Annotated in this window: 14 protein-coding genes; 10 read left to right on the forward strand and 4 right to left on the reverse strand. The window is 68.5% G+C overall.

The features are described from left to right. Window positions 1-102: 102 nt before the first annotated feature. Window positions 103-1,467, reverse strand: coding sequence for a 3-deoxy-D-manno-octulosonic acid transferase (locus QE399_RS16720; protein ID WP_309830447.1), 1,365 nt, complete (start codon window positions 1,465-1,467; stop codon window positions 103-105). Window positions 1,468-1,534: 67 nt separating this feature from the next. After that, window positions 1,535-2,923, reverse strand: a complete 1,389-nt coding sequence (locus QE399_RS16725) for a phosphomannomutase/phosphoglucomutase (RefSeq protein WP_309830449.1) — start codon at window positions 2,921-2,923, stop codon at window positions 1,535-1,537. A gap of 719 nt (window positions 2,924-3,642) precedes the next feature. On the opposite strand from QE399_RS16725, the gene QE399_RS16730 reads away from it, so the two are divergent. Beyond that, window positions 3,643-3,867 (forward strand): hypothetical protein, encoded by a 225-nt coding sequence (locus tag QE399_RS16730; protein WP_309830451.1) that lies wholly within the window; start codon window positions 3,643-3,645, stop codon window positions 3,865-3,867. A 284-nt stretch (window positions 3,868-4,151) separates the two neighbouring features. Beyond that, a complete protein-coding gene (gene dusA, locus QE399_RS16735) occupies window positions 4,152-5,192 on the forward strand; it encodes a tRNA dihydrouridine(20/20a) synthase DusA (protein WP_309830453.1) in 1,041 nt (346 codons plus the stop codon). On the opposite strand, the gene QE399_RS16740 is transcribed toward dusA, so the two are convergent. Then, window positions 5,176-7,917: a bifunctional diguanylate cyclase/phosphodiesterase gene (locus tag QE399_RS16740; RefSeq protein ID WP_309830455.1), complete on the reverse strand. Its 2,742-nt coding sequence runs from the start codon at window positions 7,915-7,917 to the stop codon at window positions 5,176-5,178. The two genes, dusA and QE399_RS16740, sit on opposite strands and share 17 nt — an antisense overlap. Before the next feature lie 172 nt (window positions 7,918-8,089). On the opposite strand from QE399_RS16740, the gene QE399_RS16745 reads away from it, so the two are divergent. From QE399_RS16745 to rsxB, 3 genes are all read left to right on the forward strand, one after another. Then, window positions 8,090-9,163 carry a GTP pyrophosphokinase gene (locus QE399_RS16745; RefSeq protein WP_309832151.1) on the forward strand — a complete coding sequence of 358 codons (1,074 nt, stop codon included), beginning with the start codon at window positions 8,090-8,092 and terminating at the stop codon, window positions 9,161-9,163. A gap of 197 nt (window positions 9,164-9,360) precedes the next feature. Beyond that, window positions 9,361-10,752, forward strand: coding sequence for a polyhydroxyalkanoate depolymerase (locus tag QE399_RS16750; protein WP_309830457.1), 1,392 nt, complete (start codon window positions 9,361-9,363; stop codon window positions 10,750-10,752). 8 nt (window positions 10,753-10,760) lie between these two features. Further along, window positions 10,761-11,459, forward strand: coding sequence for an electron transport complex subunit RsxB (gene rsxB, locus QE399_RS16755; RefSeq protein WP_309830458.1), 699 nt, complete (start codon window positions 10,761-10,763; stop codon window positions 11,457-11,459). 205 nt (window positions 11,460-11,664) lie between these two features. On the opposite strand, the gene QE399_RS16760 is transcribed toward rsxB, so the two are convergent. Next, window positions 11,665-13,167 (reverse strand): methyl-accepting chemotaxis protein, encoded by a 1,503-nt coding sequence (locus tag QE399_RS16760; protein WP_309830460.1) that lies wholly within the window; start codon window positions 13,165-13,167, stop codon window positions 11,665-11,667. Window positions 13,168-13,505: 338 nt separating this feature from the next. Between QE399_RS16760 and dapC the strand changes: the two genes are divergently transcribed. The 5 genes from dapC (at window position 13,506) to prmB (ending at window position 18,943) form a co-directional block, all read left to right on the forward strand. Next, complete coding sequence (gene dapC, locus QE399_RS16765) at window positions 13,506-14,708, forward strand: succinyldiaminopimelate transaminase (protein ID WP_309830462.1); 1,203 nt, start codon at window positions 13,506-13,508, stop codon at window positions 14,706-14,708. A 7-nt stretch (window positions 14,709-14,715) separates the two neighbouring features. After that, window positions 14,716-15,549 carry a 2,3,4,5-tetrahydropyridine-2,6-dicarboxylate N-succinyltransferase gene (gene dapD, locus QE399_RS16770; protein WP_309830464.1) on the forward strand — a complete coding sequence of 278 codons (834 nt, stop codon included), beginning with the start codon at window positions 14,716-14,718 and terminating at the stop codon, window positions 15,547-15,549. 93 nt (window positions 15,550-15,642) lie between these two features. Further along, window positions 15,643-16,803, forward strand: coding sequence for a PilT/PilU family type 4a pilus ATPase (locus QE399_RS16775; protein WP_309830466.1), 1,161 nt, complete (start codon window positions 15,643-15,645; stop codon window positions 16,801-16,803). 41 nt (window positions 16,804-16,844) lie between these two features. After that, window positions 16,845-18,020, forward strand: a complete 1,176-nt coding sequence (gene dapE / locus QE399_RS16780) for a succinyl-diaminopimelate desuccinylase (protein WP_309830468.1) — start codon at window positions 16,845-16,847, stop codon at window positions 18,018-18,020. After that, complete coding sequence (gene prmB, locus QE399_RS16785; protein WP_309830470.1) at window positions 18,017-18,943, forward strand: 50S ribosomal protein L3 N(5)-glutamine methyltransferase; 927 nt, start codon at window positions 18,017-18,019, stop codon at window positions 18,941-18,943. Before dapE ends, prmB begins: the two co-directional genes overlap by 4 nt. Window positions 18,944-19,091 lie beyond the last annotated feature (148 nt).

Consider the following 19,091-nt stretch of genomic DNA (forward strand, 5'->3'; position numbering starts at 1 on the left):
GGTCAGTGGGCATGCTGCCGATTCTCCGGCATAGCCCGGCCGCTGGCGAGGCCGGTGGCCGCGCCGCGCTTGCTCTGCGTCAGCGCACGGGGCCGTGCCAGTTTACGGCACCAGGGGATGGACGGTGGAGCGCAGGGTCTGCACCACGGCCAGCGCGGTGGCCAGCGCCGCCCCCCGGTGGCGCTGGGTGAAGGCCACGGCCTGCTGCTGCAGTGCCGCTTGGCGCGGCGCGTCCAGCACCAGGGCCGTGGCGGCGGCGATGCCTTCGTCCATGCCGGGAACGCGCTGCGCAACGCCCTCGTCCTCGGCCAGGCGGGCCGCCTCGGCGAAGTTGAAGGTGTGCGGGCCCATCACCACCGGACAGCCGCAGGCCGCGGCTTCGATCAGGTTCTGGCCGCCCAGCGGCTCGAAGCTGCCGCCCAGCAGGGCCGCATGGGCCATGCCGTAGTACAGCGCCATCTCGCCCAAAGAGTCGCCTAGCCACACGTCCGCCTCCGGGGGCGCGTCCGTCCAGGTGGAGCGGCGCGCCACGCGCAGCCCGGCTTCTTCCAGCAGACGCTGCACCTCATCGAAGCGCTGCGGGTGCCGGGGCACGATGAGCCATTGGACGGGACTGGCGGAGCCATTCACTCCTTTATTAATAGCGCCCTGCGCTTGATCCACGGGCGCTAGAGGCCATTTTTGCTTGAAACTCTCGATCCAGAGCGCTTCCTCGCCCTCCCGGCTGCTGGCGAACAGCACCACCGGGCGGCGGCTGGCCTCGCGCCAGGCGCGGCCCTGCGCCAGCGCGGCGGCATCGGGCACCACGTCGAACTTGAGGTTGCCGAACACGCCGCGCACCGGCGCACCCACGGCGCGCAGCCCTTCGGCGTCCGCGTCGGTCTGCGCCCACACCGAGGCCAGCCCCGCGTAGGCCGGCCGCGACAGCCAGGACAGCCGCAGCGCGCCGTCGCGCGACTTGGCGTTCAGCCGGGCATTGGCCAGTACCAGCGGAATGCCGCGGTCGCCGCAGCCTGCCACCAGGTTGGGCCAGATCTCGGTTTCCATCAGCACGCCGATCACGGGATGGAAGCGGTCCAGGAACCGCTCCACCGCACCGGGCGTATCCCAGGGCTGCCAGACCTGCACATCGCCCGGCTGCAGCAGCTTGGCGCCCTCGGCCCGGCCGGTGGCCGTGCCGTGCGTGAGCAGCAGCCGCATGGCGGGCAGCAGCGCCCGCAGTTCCTTCAGCAAGATGGCGGCCGCGCGGGTCTCTCCCAGCGAAACCGCGTGGATCCACACGAAGCCGCCCGCGTCCTCATCGGGCGGCGCCACGCTGTCCAGCGCGGCGGCGTAGTGCCCGAAGCGCTCGGGCACGGCATGGGCGTAGCCCGGCTCGGTGCGCGCGCGGCGCGCCAGCTTGCGCCGCAGCAGCGGCTGGGCAGCCCAGAGCGCCGCCGAATAGGCGGCCAGCGCCAGTCGTTCCATGGTGGTGGGGTGTTCTTCCATGGGCAGGCCGGTTGCCCGCCCGGTCGTGTCGCTGGGCGGTGGCGCCTCAGTGGGCCGCACTGCCCACCTTGGCGCCCGGCTTCACCCGCTCCAGCAGCGCCAGCATGGCGGCTTCGATGCGGTGCAGGGCTTCAGCCGTGTGCCCTTCGAAGCGCAGCACCAGCACCGGCGTGGTGTTGCTGGCGCGGATCAGCCCGAAGCCGTCCGGCCAGTCCACGCGCAGGCCATCGATGGTGCTGATCTGGGCCGGCGCGGCAAAGGACTCGCCCGCCAGCGCCTGCAACTCGGCGGTCAGGCGGTGGGGTTCGCCCTCTTCGCAGGTCACGTTCAGCTCGGGGGTCGAGTGGCTGGTCGGCAGCGCGTTCAGCACGGCGCCCGGGTCGCTTTCGCGGCTCAGGATCTCCAGCAGGCGGCAGCCGGCGTAGGTGCCGTCGTCGAAACCGAACCAGCGCTCCTTGAAGAAGATGTGGCCGCTCATCTCGCCGCCCAGGGGCGAGTCGAGCTCCTTCATGCGCGCCTTGATGAGCGAATGGCCCGTCTTGAACATCACCGGGGTGCCGCCGGCCTCGGCGATGGCAGGGGCAAGGCGCTGCGTGCACTTCACGTCGAACAGGATGGAGCCGCCCGGCACGCGGGAGAGCACGTCCTTGGCGAACAGCATCATCTGGCGGTCGGGGAAGATGTTCTGGCCGTCCTTGGTGACGATGCCCAGACGGTCGCCGTCGCCGTCGAAGGCCAGGCCCAGTTCGGCGTCGCTCGACTGCAGCGTGGCGATCAGGTCGCGCAGGTTCTCGGGCTTGCTGGGGTCGGGATGGTGGTTTGGGAAGTTGCCGTCCACCTCGGAGAACAGCTCAATCACCTCGCAGCCCAGCGCGCGGAAGATGCCGGGGGCCGAGGCGCCGGCGATGCCGTTGCCGCTGTCCACCACGACCTTCATCGGGCGCTCCAGCTTCACGTCGCCGACGATGCGGGCCACGTAATCCTGCAGCACATCGGCTTGGCGGACCTTGCCGCCGGGCACCAGTTGCCAGCTTTCCTCTTCCATCGTGCGGCGCAAGGCCTGGATTTCGTCGCCGTAGATGGCGCGGCCGGCCAGCACCATCTTGAAGCCGTTGTAATCCTTGGGGTTGTGGCTGCCCGTCACCTGGATGCCGCTCTGGCACAGCGTGTGGGCCGCGAAGTACAGCATGGGCGTGGTCACGGCACCGATGTCGATCACTTCGATGCCGGCGTCGACCAGGCCTTCGATCAGCGCGGCGGACAACGAAGGTCCCGAAAGACGTCCATCGCGGCCTACCGCCACCACGGACTGGCCTTCAGCCCGCGCCGCGGTACCAAACGCCCGTCCGAGGCCACGGGCCACGTCTTCATTCAGAGTGCTCGGCACGATGCCGCGGATGTCGTAGGCCTTGAAGATCGCAGGAGTCGGTTGCACGAGAAATCCTTCTGGTTGGGAGAGCGGCAGCACAGCCGGTCAGTGAAGAGGTGCCGCATCGTCCGTGGCAATAGCGGGTATACCCGAAGAGGCATGAGGCTGCGGCATTGTAGGAGACGCCCACAGGCGGCGCCGTTCGGCAGCGTAGGCCAATGCCGCATTCGGCAGCCCCCCGCAGCGGCTCTGGCATCACAAGCGGCTTGCACACGCGGCGCTCCGCACTTCGGCGCTATTTCCGCCGATTCCGCACGCCGGCACCCATGCCCCGCGGGGAGGGATACGATGGCTCCCGTCGGTACCTCGTGCCGACACCCTCCCTTTGCTCGACGAGCAAATTTGGCCCGCCCCGTGCGGGCCTTTCTTTTTAGGGCGCTTGTCCTACAGGTGGCGCCAGGGCGGGCGGCGCATTTTCAGCACGCCGACGTGTCGGCACTCCCTCTCTTGCGGCTGTGTCCGCAGGTTCGGCCCGCGCCTGTCGCGGGCCTTCTTTTGGGATCGGCTCCTACGGCCAGCCCGCTCGCCCCATCGCACACTGGAGCTGCCGATGTCCATCGGTGACCCTCGTGACCATCGCGAGTTCAGCCCGCCGTGAAGGTGGGCTTTTTTTGCGCTGTGCGCGCACCTACCCGTTCCCAGCGCGGCGTCCCACGGCTTGGAGGGTGCAGAGGGGGCCGAATGGGTTATCCACAATCCCCTCTTTTCTTACAAGGATCGCCCCCATGGCCACCGACCCCAAAGACCATCCCGTCCACGCCGTTCCCGACGAGCTCCCCCGCCCGCCGGGAGATCTGCCGCCATCGAGCGAGCCGCCCGGCCAACCGGTTCCGCCGGCTCCAGCACCCGCACCGCAGCCCGGTCTGGCATCGCCCGCCGGCCCGAACCCCTACTCCGGCGAGGTCGAGAACGAAGCCGCAGACCCGGTAGGCGCGCCGCCTCGGCTGTGAGGGTCCCCGCCGGCTGATCGCCAGGCGCTCAACGTCCAGACCGCAGTCCAACGCTCCGAGCGCGTCCGTACGTTCTCTCGGAAAGCAGGACACCTCGCTCCAGGCTGCCGGGCAATGTCCCTCGCCGGGAGGCGTAGAGCGCTGCCTGAGATAATCGGGGCCTTCGCCGCTGCTGACAGGCTGCCTTCTGGCGCCTGCCCACCCACCACCGACCGCCATGGCCCTCGCCTCCTGCGATGGGCATGGCACCGGGGCAGCGCCCCGACCCGGACCCGAGATTGACCATGGCGCCGAACCCCGCGCAACCCCAGGCCTATGCCGACCCGCACAGCCCCTGGCGCATGTCTGTTGCGCCCATGATGGACTGGACTGACCGGCACTGCCGTTATCTGCACCGGCTGCTCACGCAGCGCACCTTGCTCTATACCGAGATGGTGACGACTGGCGCGCTCATCCATGGTGATGTGGAGCGGCATCTGCGCTTTTCCGTGGACGAGCACCCCGTGGCGCTGCAGCTCGGGGGCAGCGAGCCGTCCGATCTGGCGCAGGCCGCCCGGCTCGGCGCGCAATGGGGCTACGACGAGATCAACCTCAATTGCGGCTGCCCTAGCGAGCGGGTGCAGCGCGGCGCGTTCGGCGCTTGCCTGATGAACGAGCCGCAGCTGGTCGCCGACGGCGTGAAGGCCATGGTGGATGTGGTCGACGTGCCAGTCACGGTCAAGCACCGCATCGGCATCGACAAGAACGAGGACTATGGGTTCGTCCGCGACTTCATCGGCACGGTGGCCGAAGCGGGTTGCCAGGTCTTCATCGTGCATGCACGCAATGCCTGGCTCAAGGGCCTCTCTCCCAAGGAGAACCGCGAGATTCCACCGTTGCGCTACGGCACCGTGGGCCAGCTCAAGCAGGACTTTCCGCACCTGACCATTGCCATCAACGGAGGCATTGCCACGGACGAGGTGGTGCTCGAACAGCTGGCACAGGTGGACGGCGTGATGGTGGGGCGCGAGGCCTACCACAACCCCTGGTGGCTGGCCCGGTGGGACCGCCTGTTCTACGGCGCTCCGGACAACGCCCTCACCCGGGACGAGGTCGAGGCGCGCATGGTGGATTACATGGAGCGGGAGGCGGCCCAGCACGGCACCCACTGGTATGCCATCGCCCGGCACATGCTGGGGCTGCGCCATGGGCTGCCCGGCGCCCGGCGCTGGCGTCAGGTGTGGAGCGACCACCGCCTCAAGCACCTGCCCGCGCGCGAGGTGGCCGCCCACGCGCGTGGCGCGCTGGCGCCGCAGCGCCCCGAACCGCTCACCGCAGACGCTTGACCAGCCACCTGGACAGCGGCTCCGGCCGCCCATACAGATAACCCTGCAGCCCCTCGCAGGCGTTGGCGCGCAGAAAGGCCGCCTGCTCCGGCGTCTCCACGCCTTCGGCCACCACGTGCAGCCGCAGGTGGCGCGCCATCGACAGGATGGCCTGAACGATGGCGGCGTCGTTCGCGTCCGTTGGCGCATCCTGAACGAAGCTCTTGTCGATCTTGAGCCCGAACAGCGGCAGCTTCTTCAGGTAGGCCAGGCTGGAATAGCCGGTGCCGAAATCGTCAATCGAAAAGCGCACGCCGATGGCCACCAGTTCCGTCATGCGGCGCACGGCGTCCTCCCAGTCGTCGACCAGCAGGCTCTCGGTCACCTCCAGGATCAACAGCGAAGGCGGCGCGCCGGACGCCTCCAGCGCATCGCGCACCAGTGGCACGAAATCGTCCTGGCGGAACTGCCGGGGGCTCACGTTCACCGAGATGCTGAGCCCTTGGCCCGCCGCATGCAGCATGGCCAAGGCCTCGCACGCCTTGTGCAGCACGCGCGCTCCCATGCGCAGGATCAGGCCGGATTCCTCCGCCACCGGAATGAAGCGGGCCGGCGGCACGTGGCCGCGCACCGGGTGGTGCCAGCGCAGCAGCAGTTCCCCGCCCGTCACCACGCCCTGCGCATCCACCTGCGGCTGCAGGTAGACCTGCAGAGCGTCCTCGGACACGGCCTGCTTGAGATCCTGCTCCAGCGCCAGCTGCTCCTGCGCATCGGCGTGCATGCCGGGCTCGAAAAAGCACACCCGGTTGCGGCCCAGGGCCTTGGCGCGGTACATGGCCGTGTCGGCCTCGCGCAGCAGATCTTCCACGCCTGCGCTGCCGCGCGGAAACAGCGTCACGCCGATGCTGCCGGTGATGCTGTAGAGAGCGCCCGCCACGCTGCAGGGCACGTCCAGGCTCTCCCGCAGTTGAGCGGCCAGGGCCTGCGCGGCCTGCTGCGCCCCCTGCAGGCTGGGCGCCAGCCGCGGGACCAGCACGACGAACTCATCTCCCCCCAGCCGCGCAGCCGATCCCCCGGCACGGGCAATCCGCGCCAGGCGTTCGGCCACCTGCAGCAGCAGGGCGTCACCGATCGTGTGGCCCCTGGCGTCGTTGATCTGCTTGAAGTTGTCCAGGTCCACGTAGAACAGGGCGCCAGCGAAGCCTCCGGCGTGCGCTGCGTCCAGCGCGGATCGCAGCTCGTCCATCAGCCGGCGGCGGTTGGGCAGCCCGGTGAGCGCATCGAAGTAGGCCAGCTGGTGCATGGCGGCCTCGGCCTGGCGCCGGCCGGTGATGTCACGCGACAGCACGATGAAGCGCGGTGAAGGTGACCCTCCGTGCGCGACCGGCTCCATGCTGGCCCCGCCGCCAGCCCGCGCCTGCTCCTTGCGTGCGACCGACAGTTCGAACCAGAGATAGCTACCGCGCACCTCCAGCCCGTACTGGCGTCCGAACGAATAGCCAGAAGCGTGGGCCTCGTGGAGCGCAAGCAGACATTCCTGCGCGGCCGGGCCGGGCAGGATATCGCCCACCCGGCGTCCGATCAGCGCCGCCGGCTCTGCCACCAGCAGATCGGACCGGCCGGAGCGGTAGTGGTGGATGCGGCCCGCCAGGTCCATCTCGAACAACAGGTCCGGCACGGCGTTCAGTGTGCTTTCCAGATCGTCTTTGGTGCGTTGCAGCTCACGGGTCATGTCGCGCGCCAGCGCCATCGCCCGGACGTGGCCCGAGGCCTGCAGCGTCAGGAACCACCCGGCCAGCAAACTGAACACCACCCCGATGAAGGCGATCGCATCGTGGCGCACGCGTTCGGCATGCCGCTCGAAGGCCGGTAGCGGATGCATCTCCAGCGTCCAGCGCCGCCCCCCGGTATCGAGGGTGCGCACGGCCTCCATCTCCTCCCCTCGTGAGGCCCTGGATTCGGCACGTGGCGCGCCGTACAACGGCATGCCTGGCACGCCCGGGGCGCCGTCGAAGATGGCCAGGGCGATGTCGCCATCGAGCTCGCGCGCCAGCCCGTCAACCACGTCCCCCATGCGGAACAGCGCCGCCACCCATCCCACGAGGTGCTCGCGCCGCTCGGCAGGGGCCAGGGGCCGTTCACCTTTGCGGTACAGCGGCAGGTAGAGGGCCAGGAAGGCCGACCCGTCGTCCGCGCGCTCCACGGGTGCACTCAGCACGGGCTGGCCGGTGTCGCGGGTGCGCTCCAACGCATCCCGCAGCAGGGGCTGCGCCGCCGCGTCCTGGCCCAGCCAACGCAGGTTCTCTTCGGTCCGCGGTTCGATGTGGGTGATGGCAGCCTCGGCCATGGCCTGCGCGTTGCCAGCCGGCGGCTGCCCCAGGATCGCAACGCCCTGCAGGCCGGGGCGCTTGAGGGGCAATTGGAGGGCGTCGACATAAGCGCGAAATTCCTCGTCGCTGACGCTGTCGGATCCGTCCAGAAAACCTTTCAGCCCGTGCAGGACGATTTCATAGGCGGCCATGCGCTCGGCGAGGCGGGAGGTGATCCGGTCCGCCGCCTGATCGAAGGTCTGGCGCTGCTGCTCCTGCGCCACGCCCTCCTCGTGCGCCCAGTACAGGTAAGTGAAGGACAGCAGCGTGGCGGTGAGCAGCGGCGCAAAGAACAGCCGCACGTGGGCCAGACCGGTCTGAGCAGCCGGGGAAGAGGGAGCAACGGGGCCGGACATCATGTCCTGCAAGAGTGGCATGCGGCCTGCCACAAGACAAGAGGGGCGCACCGCATGGCCCCCTGGGGCGGTTGCGGCGCCGTCCTACCGGGCACCGCAGGCCCGCCTTCGCCAGCTGGACTACCATCATGCCCTGGAGGGCCCCGGCTGGGCGCCTGCCGCCCACCTGGTTTCCTTGCCCCCGCTCATCGCCATGTCGTCGCTCGATCTTTCCCGGGAAGAATCCGCCTTCCACAGCTTCTATGCGCAGGAGTTGCCGGCGATGGAGCATGCCTGCGCGTTCTATGTCGCGCTGCTGCAGTCCATCCTCTCGCGGGCCCGGCATATCGACATCGCGAAGGTGGAGGGGCGCGTCAAGGACCGTGACGAGTGCATCCGCAAGTTCTCGCGCAAGTACCGGGCCTCGCTCGAAGAGAACAACACACCGTACGAGATCCGCCACTACATCACCGACCTGGTGGGCGTGCGGGTGGTGTGCCTGTACGAGGACGAGCTGGCCAAGGTGGCGGACATCGTGCGCTCGCACTTCGACGTGATCGACGTGACCGACAAGGTCACCGCGGTGGAGAGCACCGAGGCCTCGTTCGGCTACAAGGGCCTGCACCTGGATTTGCGACTCAATGCCGCCCAGGCCGCCCTGCCCGAGCATGCCGCCTACGCCGGCCGGCCGTTCGAACTGCAGGTGCGCACGATCATCCAGGACTCCTGGAGCGTGCTGGACCACAAGATCAAGTACAAGAAGTCGATCCCGGGCGAACTCAAGCGGCGCATCAACGTGCTGTCCGCGCTGTTCGAACTGGCCGACCGGGAATTCCGCCAGATCCGCGACGCCACCGAGGCCGAACTGCGCCAGGCCCCGGATGAGACCGACGAGGCCAGCGAGCCCGACGCCAGCGGCGGTGCCACACAGGCCGAGCGCCAACCGGCGCAGGGCAGCGAACTCAACGCCTTCACGTTCCTGAAGATCGCCAACCATTTCTTCAAGGACTGCGAATTCGACCCGCACAAGGTCGATCTCTTCGTGGACGACATCCGTGCCTGGTCGCCGGGCATCACCCGCGCGCGGTTCAATGCGGTCATGCGCGCCACGATCGGCATCGTCAAGCGCTACAAACAGCATTTCGAAGAGCTGAACCCGCAGGGAAGCTTCAACCCGTACACGGTCATCCGGCACTGCCTGTACCTGGGCGACAAGGTGGCGTTCTACCGCGCGCTGCGCAATACCTCGCGCGAGGCGTTCGAGGCATGGCTGCAGGAAAACGCCTGATCGAATCGGGCCAAAAAGTGCCACCACGCCAATAAATACCAGCGCATTTAGCTATTATTTCAATAGCAATTCTGCGCTACGGAAACCCGCGAATTTTGTCGCCTTGGCGACCGGATGTCAGTAGTTTCACGCCAGACGCGCTTCGCCATCTGCTGATATATTGCACTGCAACATAACGAGCCCTGGCGCCCCTCCCCATGCTGTACAACCTCTATGAAACCCAGCGTTCGCTGATGGAGCCCTTTGCAGAAATGGCGCAGACCGCGGCCAAGTTCTACAGCAATCCGCTCTCCCCCTTCAGCCAGACCGTGTTCGCCCAGCGCATGTCGGCCGGCTACGAATTGCTGCACCGCCTGGGCAAAGACTACGAGAAGCCCGAGTTCGGCATCCACACCGTCGAGGTGGACGGCGTTCCGGTCGCGGTGATGGAACAGACCGAGATCGACAAGCCGTTTTGCCAGCTGCGCCGGTTCAAGCGCTTCTCGGACGATCTGGCCACCCTGAACAAGACCAAGCAGCAGCCGGTGGTACTCGTCGTGGCGCCCTTGTCGGGCCACTACGCCACCCTGTTGCGCGACACGGTGCGCACGCTGCTGCAGGGCCACAAGGTCTTCGTCACCGATTGGAAGAACGCCCGCCTCGTCCCCCTGCAAGACGGCTCTTTCCATCTGGACGACTACGTCAACTACGTGCAGGAATTCATCCGCCACATCCAGGCCACGCACGGCAACTGCCATGTGATGAGCGTGTGCCAGCCGACGGTGCCGGTGCTGGCGGCCGTCTCGCTGATGGCCGGCCGGGGCGAGCAGACGCCGCTGTCCATGGTCATGATGGGCGGTCCCATCGATGCCCGACGTTCGCCCACCGCCGTGAACAACCTGGCCACGCAGCGCAGCTTCGAGTGGTTCGAGAACAACGTCATCTACCGCGTGCCCGACAACTTCCCTGGCGCCGGCCGGCGTGTGTACCCGGGCTTCCTGCAGCACACGGGCTTCGTGGCCATGAACCCCGACCGCCACGCCAAAAGCCACTGGGACTACTTCAAGGACCTGATGAAGGGCGACGACGCCAGCGCCGAAGCCCACCGCAAGTTCTACGACGAGTACAACGCAGTCCTCGACATGGATGCTGACTACTATCTGGAAACCATCAGGACCGTGTTCCAGGACTACAGCCTGGTGCACGGCACCTGGGACGTGCGCAACCCAGAGGGCCAAGTCGAGCGCGTCCAGCCCCAGACCATCCGCGACACCGCCCTGCTGACCATCGAAGGCGAACTGGACGACATCTCCGGCTCGGGCCAGACGCGCGCCGCGCACGACCTGTGCACCGGCATCGCGGCCAAGGACCGGCAGCATTACGAGGTCAAGGGCGCGGGCCATTACGGCATCTTCAGCGGCCGCCGGTGGCGCGAACTGGTGTACCCGCAGGTGCGCAGCTTCATCCTGGCCCACCAGCCGGCGCCCGCGGCCAAGGGCCGCACCGGCGCGGCGGCATCGGCCCAGGCCCTGAGCGATGCGGCCAGTGCCCTGCCGGTCGTCACCGCCAACGCCGCGCCGCGTGCCAAGCGCACGCCACGCGAGGCTTGACCCCCGCCATGCCCGACAGCGCCGCTGCAAGGGCACCGGCGCTGTCCGGGCTGGCCGCCCGCATCGACGCGGCGCTGCCGCAGACCCAGTGCACGCGCTGCGGCTATCCCGACTGCGCCGCCTATGCCCAGGCCATCGCTGACAACGAGGCCGAGATCAACCAGTGCCCCCCGGGCGGAGCGGAGGGCATCGCGCGCCTGGCCGCCATCACGGAGCGCCCGCCGCGGCCTTTGAGTGCGGAACACGGTCTGGAGGCGCCGCGTGCGCTGGCCGTCATCGACGAGAACTGGTGCATCGGCTGCACCTTGTGCATCAAGGCCTGCCCGACCGACGCCATCCTGGGCGCCAACAAGCGCATGCACACGGTGCTGCCGGACCATTGCACGGGCTGCGAGCTCTGCATTCCCGTGTGCCCCGTGGACTGCATCCGCCTGGACAACGCCAGCGGCGCGGCCACCGGCTGGTCGGCCTGGTCCGAGGCGCAGGCCGACCATGCGCGCCAGCGCTATGACGCCCACCAGCAGCGGCTGCGCAGAGACGAAGCCCGCGCGGCGGTCCCTCTTCCAACCGAAGTGCCACCAGTCCCGTCCAACGCTGCGGCCAGCGTCCACACGGTCGCATCGGAGCCGCCCGCCGACCCGCGCCAGGCCGCGATTGCCGCCGCGATGGCCCGTGCCCGGGAGCGCCGTCTGCAGTCGGGACGCTAGGAAACCTCTTCACGATCACCGTGCCGCGTGCCCCTGCGGAATCGGCCAGCCTGCGGCGTTGCCAACCTCACGATAGCCGCGCTGTAGCTGCGCTATGGCTGCGGTTCGCGCCTTGCAGCCTCGCCCGGTCCGCAGCACACAGGTCCCGCTCGATCCGTGCAGAGATTCCCTGCGCGCCCGGCTTCACGCAACGCCGCGCCGCCGTTCAGGCGCGCGCCGCCAGCGACTTGTAGACGCCGCAGCCCAGATACAGATCGTCCACGCGCTGCACGAAGGACATCTTGGTCTGCACGCGGCCCGTGGCCGGGTTGGTGATGTCGTACTCGACCCAGCCGGGGCCACGCTCCGCCTGGCCCACGATGTCGCGCACCAGCTGGTCACCAGCGATGCCCGGAATGTCCTGCACCCGCGTTCCCACCTTCTGCGGGTTGCCGCCGAAGGCCTGGTAGGCGCCCTGGGCGTCCAGGGCGAATACGTACATGTCGCGGTCGTGGAACGGCTGGCCCGGGTCGGTGATGGTGCGCAGCAATTGGTCGCGCGACAGTGTGCGGCGCAGGGCCGCGGCGCGCTCCACCAGCGCCACGGCTTCCTCGGCCGTGCCCTGCTGCAGCTGGAACGACAGCACGGCGCGGGACAGGGTGGCCGCCCGGCTTTCCAGTGCCTCGGCCTGCGCCACGGCCTGGCCCACCATCTGCGCGTTGCGCTGGGTGATTTCGTCCAGTTGCTGCACGGCCTGGGTGATCTCCTGCAACCCTGCGCTCTGCTCGGCGCCCGAATGGGCGATCTCCTGCACATGGCCCGCCACGGAGCGGATGCCGTCGGCCATCGCCGCGATCCCCTCCCCGGCCGCACGAATCAGGGTGGCACTGCCCTCCACCTGCCGCACGGAGGCCCCGATCAATTCCCGTATCTCGCGAGCGGCGGTGCCCGAGCGCTGGGCCAGCGTGCGCACTTCGGTCGCCACGACGGCGAAGCCGCGCCCCTGCTCGCCGGCCCGCGCCGCCTCCACGGCGGCGTTCAGCGCCAGGATGTTGGTCTGGAACGCGATGCCATCGATCACCCCGATGATCTCGTTCATCTGCCGCGCGCTCTGCTGGATGGCCTCGACCGAATCCACCGCCTGCGCCATGGACCGCGCGCCCGCATCGGCCGCCTCGCGCACCTGCACCGCCTGCTGGCTCGCGCCGCCCGCGGTCTGGGCGTTCTGCTGCACCGCGGAGGACAGCTGCTCGACGCTGGCGGCCGTCTGCTCCAGGTTCGCGGCCTGCTGCTCGGTGCGGTCGGCCAGATCACGGTTGTCCGAGGACAGGCTTTTGCCCGCATGCGCCACCAGGGCGGCATTGCTGCGGATGTCGGCCACCATGGACGACAGCGTCAGCACCATGCCTTCCATGGCGCGCGACATGCGGGCCCATTCGTCCCGACCGCGGCGCGGCGCCGGCGTGCGCAGATCCCCTTGCGCGGCGCGCTCCATGACCTCCAGCAGGCGCTTCAGGTCCTGCGCCACGCTGGCGTACAGCGCCAGGGCCGCGTAGGCCACCACCCCTGCAGCCAGTGCCGCTGCAGCCCAGCGCCCTGCACCGGAGGGCCACGCCGCCAACAGCAGCAACCCCGCCAGTGCGGCCCCGCCCAGCACGCCCACCTTGGCCGCCCAGGGCAGACCACGCATCAGCCCTACGCCGGGGCGCAGGAATAGGGAACCGGCCATGCAGTGCCTCCAATCACGTTGTTATGCAGATCCTCGCCTCGTCGCCGCCCCTCGCCCTTACGAGGGGCGGCTCACCGTCCAGGCCCAGCGCAGTGCCGCGCGCCTTACGTTCCCGGCGACACGCGTCCGTCGGAGCGCAGCATGCTATTGGCCGGGTTTTACGGTCCCCTGACAAGACCGGGTAAACAAGGAGCCCGCCCGGCCTGCGGAATGTCCACCGGGGGCCACCGGGCGCGGCAGCAGGCGGACGGCGCGCCGCGCAAGGGAGAACACAGCGCTGTTGCGCCGGCGCCGCGCCGCACGGAGGCGGCCCCGCCCATCCACCATAATTGCGCCCCATGAATCCCCTGCTCTCGCACCTGCAGCCCTATCCCTTCGAGCGGCTGCGCCAACTCTTCGCAGGGGTGACGCCCCCCGCCGGCTACAGCGCCATCAGCCTGGGCATGGGAGAGCCCCGCCATCCCACGCCGGCTTTCATCAAGGAAGCCCTGACCGAGAACCTCGGCGGCCTGGCCAGCTACCCTGCCACGGCCGGCGAACCGCGCCTGCGCGAGGCCTGCGCCGCCTGGCTGCAGCGCCGCTACGGCATTGCCGCCGACAGCGCCACGCAGGTGCTGCCCATCAACGGCTCGCGCGAGGCCTTGTTCGCCTTCGCGCAGACGGTGATCGATCCCACGCGCGCCGGCGCTACCGTGGTCTGTCCCAATCCGTTCTACCAAATCTACGAAGGCGCCGCCCTGCTCTCCGGCGCCACGCCGTACTACGCACCCAGCGATCCCGGGCGCAATTTCGCCGTGGACTGGGACAGCGTGCCGCATGAGGTCTGGCAGCGTACGCAGCTCCTGTTCGTCTGCTCGCCCGGCAACCCCACGGGCGCCGTGATGCCGCTGGACGAGTGGAAGAAGCTGTTTGCGCTGAGCGATCGCTACGGCTTCGTCATCGCCTCGGACGAGTGCTACAGCGAGATCTACTTCCAGGGCGAGCCGCCGCTGGGTGGCCTGGAAGCCGCAGCCAAGCTGGGCCGCAGCGATTACCGCAATCTGATCGCCTTCACCAGCCTGTCCAAGCGCAGCAACGTGCCAGGCCTGCGCAGCGGCTTCGTGGCGGGCGATGCAGCGCTGATCAAGGCCTTCCTCCTCTACCGCACCTACCATGGCAGCGCCATGGGCCCGGCCGTGCAGGGCGCCAGCGTCGCCGCCTGGAACGACGAGCAGCACGTGACCGAGAACCGCGCGCTCTACCGCAAGAAGTTCGCCCAGGTGACCCCGCTGCTGGCGGGCGTGATGGAAGTCGCTTTGCCGGACGCCGGCTTCTACCTCTGGGCCAAGGTGCCTGACGCCCTGGGCATGACGGACGCCGAGTTCGCCCGGGAGCTGCTGGCTCAATACAATGTCACCGTGCTGCCCGGCAGCTACCTGGCCCGCGAGGCCGGCGGCTTCAATCCCGGTGCCCAGCGCGTGCGCATGGCCCTCGTTGCGCAAGCCGAGGAATGCGCCGAAGCCGCGCTGCGCATCGTCCAGTTCATCCAATCCCGTACTTGAGCAACCCATGACCCAACAACTGCAGACCCTGATCGACAACGCCTGGGACAACCGCACCAGCCTCTCGCCCGCCTCCGCTCCCAAGGAAGTGGTGGACGCCGTCGAGCATGTGATCGCCGAACTGGATGGCGGCAGCCTGCGCGTGGCGACCCGCGAGGGCGTGGGCCAGTGGACGGTGCACCAGTGGATCAAGAAGGCCGTGCTGCTGTCGTTCCGTCTGAAGGACAACGTGCTGATGCAATCCGGCGACCTGTCGTTCTTCGACAAGGTGCCCACCAAGTTCGGCGGCCTGTCGGAAGACGCCATCCGCGCCACGGGCGTGCGCGTGGTGCCCCCGGCCGTGGCCCGCCGCGGCAGCTTCATCGCCAAGAACGCCATCCTCATGCCCAGCTACGTGAACATCGGCGCCTACGTGGACGAAGGCACCATGGTCGACACCTGGGCCACCGTGGGTTCCTGCGCGCAAGTGGGCAAGAACGTGCACCTTTCCGGCGGCGTGGGCCTGGGCGGCGTGCTGGAGCCGCTGCAAGCCAACCCCACCATCATCGAAGACAACTGCTTCATCGGCGCGCGCTCCGAAGTGGTCGAAGGCGTGATCGTCGAAGAGAACTCCGTGCTGGGCATGGGCGTGTACATCGGCCAGAGCACCCCCATCTTCAACCGCGACACTGGCGAGATCAGCTATGGCCGCGTGCCTTCGGGCTCCGTGGTCATCAGCGGCAGCCTGCCCAAGAAGACCAAGACCGGGCAGGACTACGCGACCTACGCCGCCGTCATCGTCAAGACCGTGGACGCGCAGACGCGCTCCAAGACCAGCCTGAACGACCTGCTGCGCGACTGACGGCTGCCAGGGCCCGCCGGCCTGGTCGGCGGCCCTGCGCCCTGCATCTCAGCGACCTGCACACAGACAGATAGATCACACGAGGGAACACCCATGAGCACGATGGAACGGATTCTCCGGCTGATGGCCGAGAAGCGTGCCTCCGACGTCTATCTGTCGGCCAACGCGCCTGCGCTGATCAAGATCAACGGCGAATGCGTGCCGATCAACACGCAGGTGCTGCCGCCGGATGCGCCCAAGAACCTCCTGTCCGAGATCGTCCCGCCCGACCGCATCGAGGAGCTGGAGGAGACGGGCGAGCTCAACATGGGCGTGCCGCTCACCGGCGTGGGCCGCTTCCGCGTGAGCGCCATGCGCCAGCGCGGCAGCTACGCCGTGGTGGTGCGCTTCATCGCGCAGCACATTCCCGAGTTGTCTTCGTTGAATCTGCCACCCGTTCTGGGCGACCTGATCCTGGAAAAGCGCGGGCTGCTTTTGGTGGTGGGCGCCACGGGTTCGGGCAAGAGCACCACGCTCGCGTCCATGATCGACAGCCGCAACACGCAGGTCACCGGGCACATCCTGACGGTGGAAGACCCGGTCGAATACCAATTCCGCAACAAGAAATCGATCGTCAACCAGCGCGAGATCGGCTCGGACACGCAGTCCCTGCAGACGGCGCTGAAGAACGCGCTGCGCCAGGCGCCGGACGTCATCCTGATCGGCGAGATCCGCGACCGCGAGACCATGTCCGCCGCCATCGCCTACGCCCAATCCGGCCACCTGTGCCTGGCCACGCTGCACGGCAACAACAGCTACCACGCGCTCAACCGGATCCTGTCCTTCTACCCGGTCGAGGTGCGCTCCACCATGCTGGGCGACCTCTCCTCTGCCCTCAAGGCCGTTGTGTCCCAGCGCCTGGTGCGCACGGTGACCGGCGAGCGCGTGCCGGCCGTCGAGGTGCTGCTGAACACCAAACTGGTGGCCGAGCTGATCGAGAAGGGCGACTTCTCGGGCGTGCGCGACTCCATGGAAAAGTCCATGGCCGAAGGCTCGCAGACCTTCGAGGAAGACCTGGCCCGCCTGATCGTGGAAGGCCGGATCGACCGCAAGGAAGGCATGGCCTATGCCGACTCGCCCACCAACCTGATGTGGCGGCTGCAGAACGACTTCGCCCTGGCCTCCAAAGCCGCACAGGCGAACCAGGAGGCCAGCCAGGCGCAGGAAGACATCCCCTCGTTCACCGAGATCGTGCTCGACGTCAAGCCCGGCTGAGTCCCCGCCTGCCCGCCCCTCTTTCCCGTATTGCCCACCCGATGTCCCGCACCCTGTACCTGGCCGAGCAGCTGATCTCCCGCCCCTCCGTGACCCCCGAAGACGCCGGGTGCCTCGATCTTCTGGCCGAGCGCCTGGCGCCGCTGGGCTTCGCCTGCGAGCGCATCGACAGCGGCCCGGACAGCTTCCGCGTCAGCAACTTGTGGGCAAAACGGCCTGCAGCGCCCGCCCATAGTGCGCATGCTGCTATAAAAACCATAGTATTCGCCGGCCACACCGATGTGGTGCCCACCGGGCCGCTGGAACAGTGGAGCAGCGATCCGTTCACGCCCACCCACCGGGACGGCCGGCTCTACGGCCGCGGCGCGAGCGACATGAAGACCTCCATCGCCGCCTTCGTCGTGGCGGTCGAGGAGTTTCTGGCTGCCACGCCCGAGCCTGCCCTGTCCATCGCCTTCCTGCTGACCAGCGACGAGGAAGGCCCGTCGGTGGACGGCACCAAGGTGGTGGTCGAGACGCTGCGCACCCGCGGCGAGCCGCTGGATTACTGCATCGTGGGCGAGCCCACCTCGGTGAAGCAGACCGGCGACATGATCAAGAACGGCCGCCGCGGCACGCTCAGCGGCCGGCTCACCGTGCGCGGCATCCAGGGCCACATCGCCTACCCGCAGCTGGCGCGCAATCCCATCCACCAGGCCATGCCCGCGCTGGCCGAGCTGGCCTCCACGGTCTGGGACGAAGGCAACGACTTCTTCCCGCCCACCAGCTGGCAGGTGAGCAACATCCACGGCGGCACCGGGGCGACCAACATCATTCCGGGCCATGTGGTCGTCGATTTCAACTTCCGCTTCAGCACCGAATCCACCGCCGAAGGCCTCAAGGGCCGGGTGGACGCATTGCTCGACCGCCACGGCCTGGAATACGATTTGGTCTGGACGCTGGGCGGCCAGCCCTTCCTGACCACGCCCGGCGAACTCGTCAGCGCCGTGCAGCAGGCGATCACCGCCGAAGCCGGGCTGGCGACCGAGCTGTCGACCACCGGCGGCACCAGCGACGGGCGCTTCATCGCCCAGGTCTGCCCGCAGGTCATCGAACTGGGCCCGCCCAACGCCACCATCCACAAGATCGACGAGCACATCGTGGTCGCGGACATCGAGCCGCTGAAGAACATCTACCGCCGCACGCTGGAAAACCTGCACGCGCAGGCCTTGGCATGAGCACAGCCGCGCGCACACCCGGGTCGGTGCACGGCGATACGCTGGGCGCGCTGGTGGCCAGCGGGGCGCAGGCTTTGGAGCAGGCCGGCGTGGCGTTCGGCCACGGCACGACCAACGCCTACGACGAAGCCGCCTGGCTGGTGCTGTGGCGCCTGGGCCTGCCGCTCGACACGCCGCTGGACGACAGCCCGAATTCAGAAGCAAATCGGCCTGTAGCCCAAGCACAGAAAGCGCAGGTAGCTACACTTTTTGAAGAACGTATCGCCACCCGAAAACCCGCCGCCTACCTGACGCAAGAGGCCTGGCTGCAGGGCGTGCCGTTCTATGTGGACGAGCGCGCCATCGTGCCGCGCAGCTTCATCGCCGAACTGCTGGCCGACGGGAGCATCGACGACTTCCTGGGTGAGCACACCCGCCGCGTGCTCGACCTGTGCACCGGCAACGGCAGCTTGGCCGTGCTCGCTGCCCTGACCTACCCCGAGGTGGCCGTTACCGGCGCAGACATCTCTCCGGATGCGCTGGCCGTCGCCCGCATCAACGTGGATCGCCACGGCCTGCAGGACCGGGTCGTGCTGGAGCTATCCGACGGCCTGGCCGCCCTGCCCGGCCCGTGGGACCTGATCCTGTGCAACCCGCCCTACGTCAACGCCCAGAGCATGGCCCGGTTGCCAGCCGAATACCGCGCGGAACCCGAACTGGCCCTGGCCGGCGGCACCGACGGCATGGACTTCATCCGCCGGCTGCTGGCCGACGCCCCAGCCCGCATGAGCGAACACGCCGTGCTGGTGCTGGAGATCGGCAACGAACGCGCGTATTTCGAAGCCGCCTTCCCGCACCTGCCGGTGTTCTGGCTGGACACCAGCGCCGGCGAAAACCAGGTGCTGCTCATCACCCGCGAGGCGCTCGTGGCGTCACCGACCTGAGCACGGCGATGTCCCTCCATCCCGTCCGTTGGGCGCCCCTGCCGCGCGACGAGTGGTGCCGGCTGCTCGCCATGGCGTAGCCGCAGGCCTGCCACCCGCGCTCTCCGGGCCGACGCGCCCCGCGTGCCGCCCGTGCACGCCTCCTTTT

It is taken from the genome of Paracidovorax wautersii (assembly GCF_031453675.1).
In the GTDB taxonomy this organism is placed as follows: Bacteria; Pseudomonadota; Gammaproteobacteria; order Burkholderiales; family Burkholderiaceae_C; genus Paracidovorax.

Excerpts from the sequence above, each read along its gene's own strand:
- QE399_RS16720 (WP_309830447.1), bottom strand. The coding sequence starts at position 1,467 with ATGGAACGACTGGCGCTGGCCGCCTATTCGGCGGCGCTCTGGGCTGCC.
- QE399_RS16730 (WP_309830451.1), top strand. The coding sequence starts at position 3,643 with ATGGCCACCGACCCCAAAGACCATCCCGTCCACGCCGTTCCCGACGAG.
- dusA (WP_309830453.1), top strand. The coding sequence starts at position 4,152 with ATGGCGCCGAACCCCGCGCAACCCCAGGCCTATGCCGACCCGCACAGC.
- QE399_RS16740 (WP_309830455.1), bottom strand. The coding sequence starts at position 7,917 with ATGCCACTCTTGCAGGACATGATGTCCGGCCCCGTTGCTCCCTCTTCC.
- QE399_RS16745 (WP_309832151.1), top strand. The coding sequence starts at position 8,090 with ATGTCGTCGCTCGATCTTTCCCGGGAAGAATCCGCCTTCCACAGCTTC.
- QE399_RS16750 (WP_309830457.1), top strand. The coding sequence starts at position 9,361 with ATGCTGTACAACCTCTATGAAACCCAGCGTTCGCTGATGGAGCCCTTT.
- rsxB (WP_309830458.1), top strand. The coding sequence starts at position 10,761 with ATGCCCGACAGCGCCGCTGCAAGGGCACCGGCGCTGTCCGGGCTGGCC.
- QE399_RS16760 (WP_309830460.1), bottom strand. The coding sequence starts at position 13,167 with ATGGCCGGTTCCCTATTCCTGCGCCCCGGCGTAGGGCTGATGCGTGGT.
- dapC (WP_309830462.1), top strand. The coding sequence starts at position 13,506 with ATGAATCCCCTGCTCTCGCACCTGCAGCCCTATCCCTTCGAGCGGCTG.
- dapD (WP_309830464.1), top strand. The coding sequence starts at position 14,716 with ATGACCCAACAACTGCAGACCCTGATCGACAACGCCTGGGACAACCGC.
- QE399_RS16775 (WP_309830466.1), top strand. The coding sequence starts at position 15,643 with ATGAGCACGATGGAACGGATTCTCCGGCTGATGGCCGAGAAGCGTGCC.
- dapE (WP_309830468.1), top strand. The coding sequence starts at position 16,845 with ATGTCCCGCACCCTGTACCTGGCCGAGCAGCTGATCTCCCGCCCCTCC.
- prmB (WP_309830470.1), top strand. The coding sequence starts at position 18,017 with ATGAGCACAGCCGCGCGCACACCCGGGTCGGTGCACGGCGATACGCTG.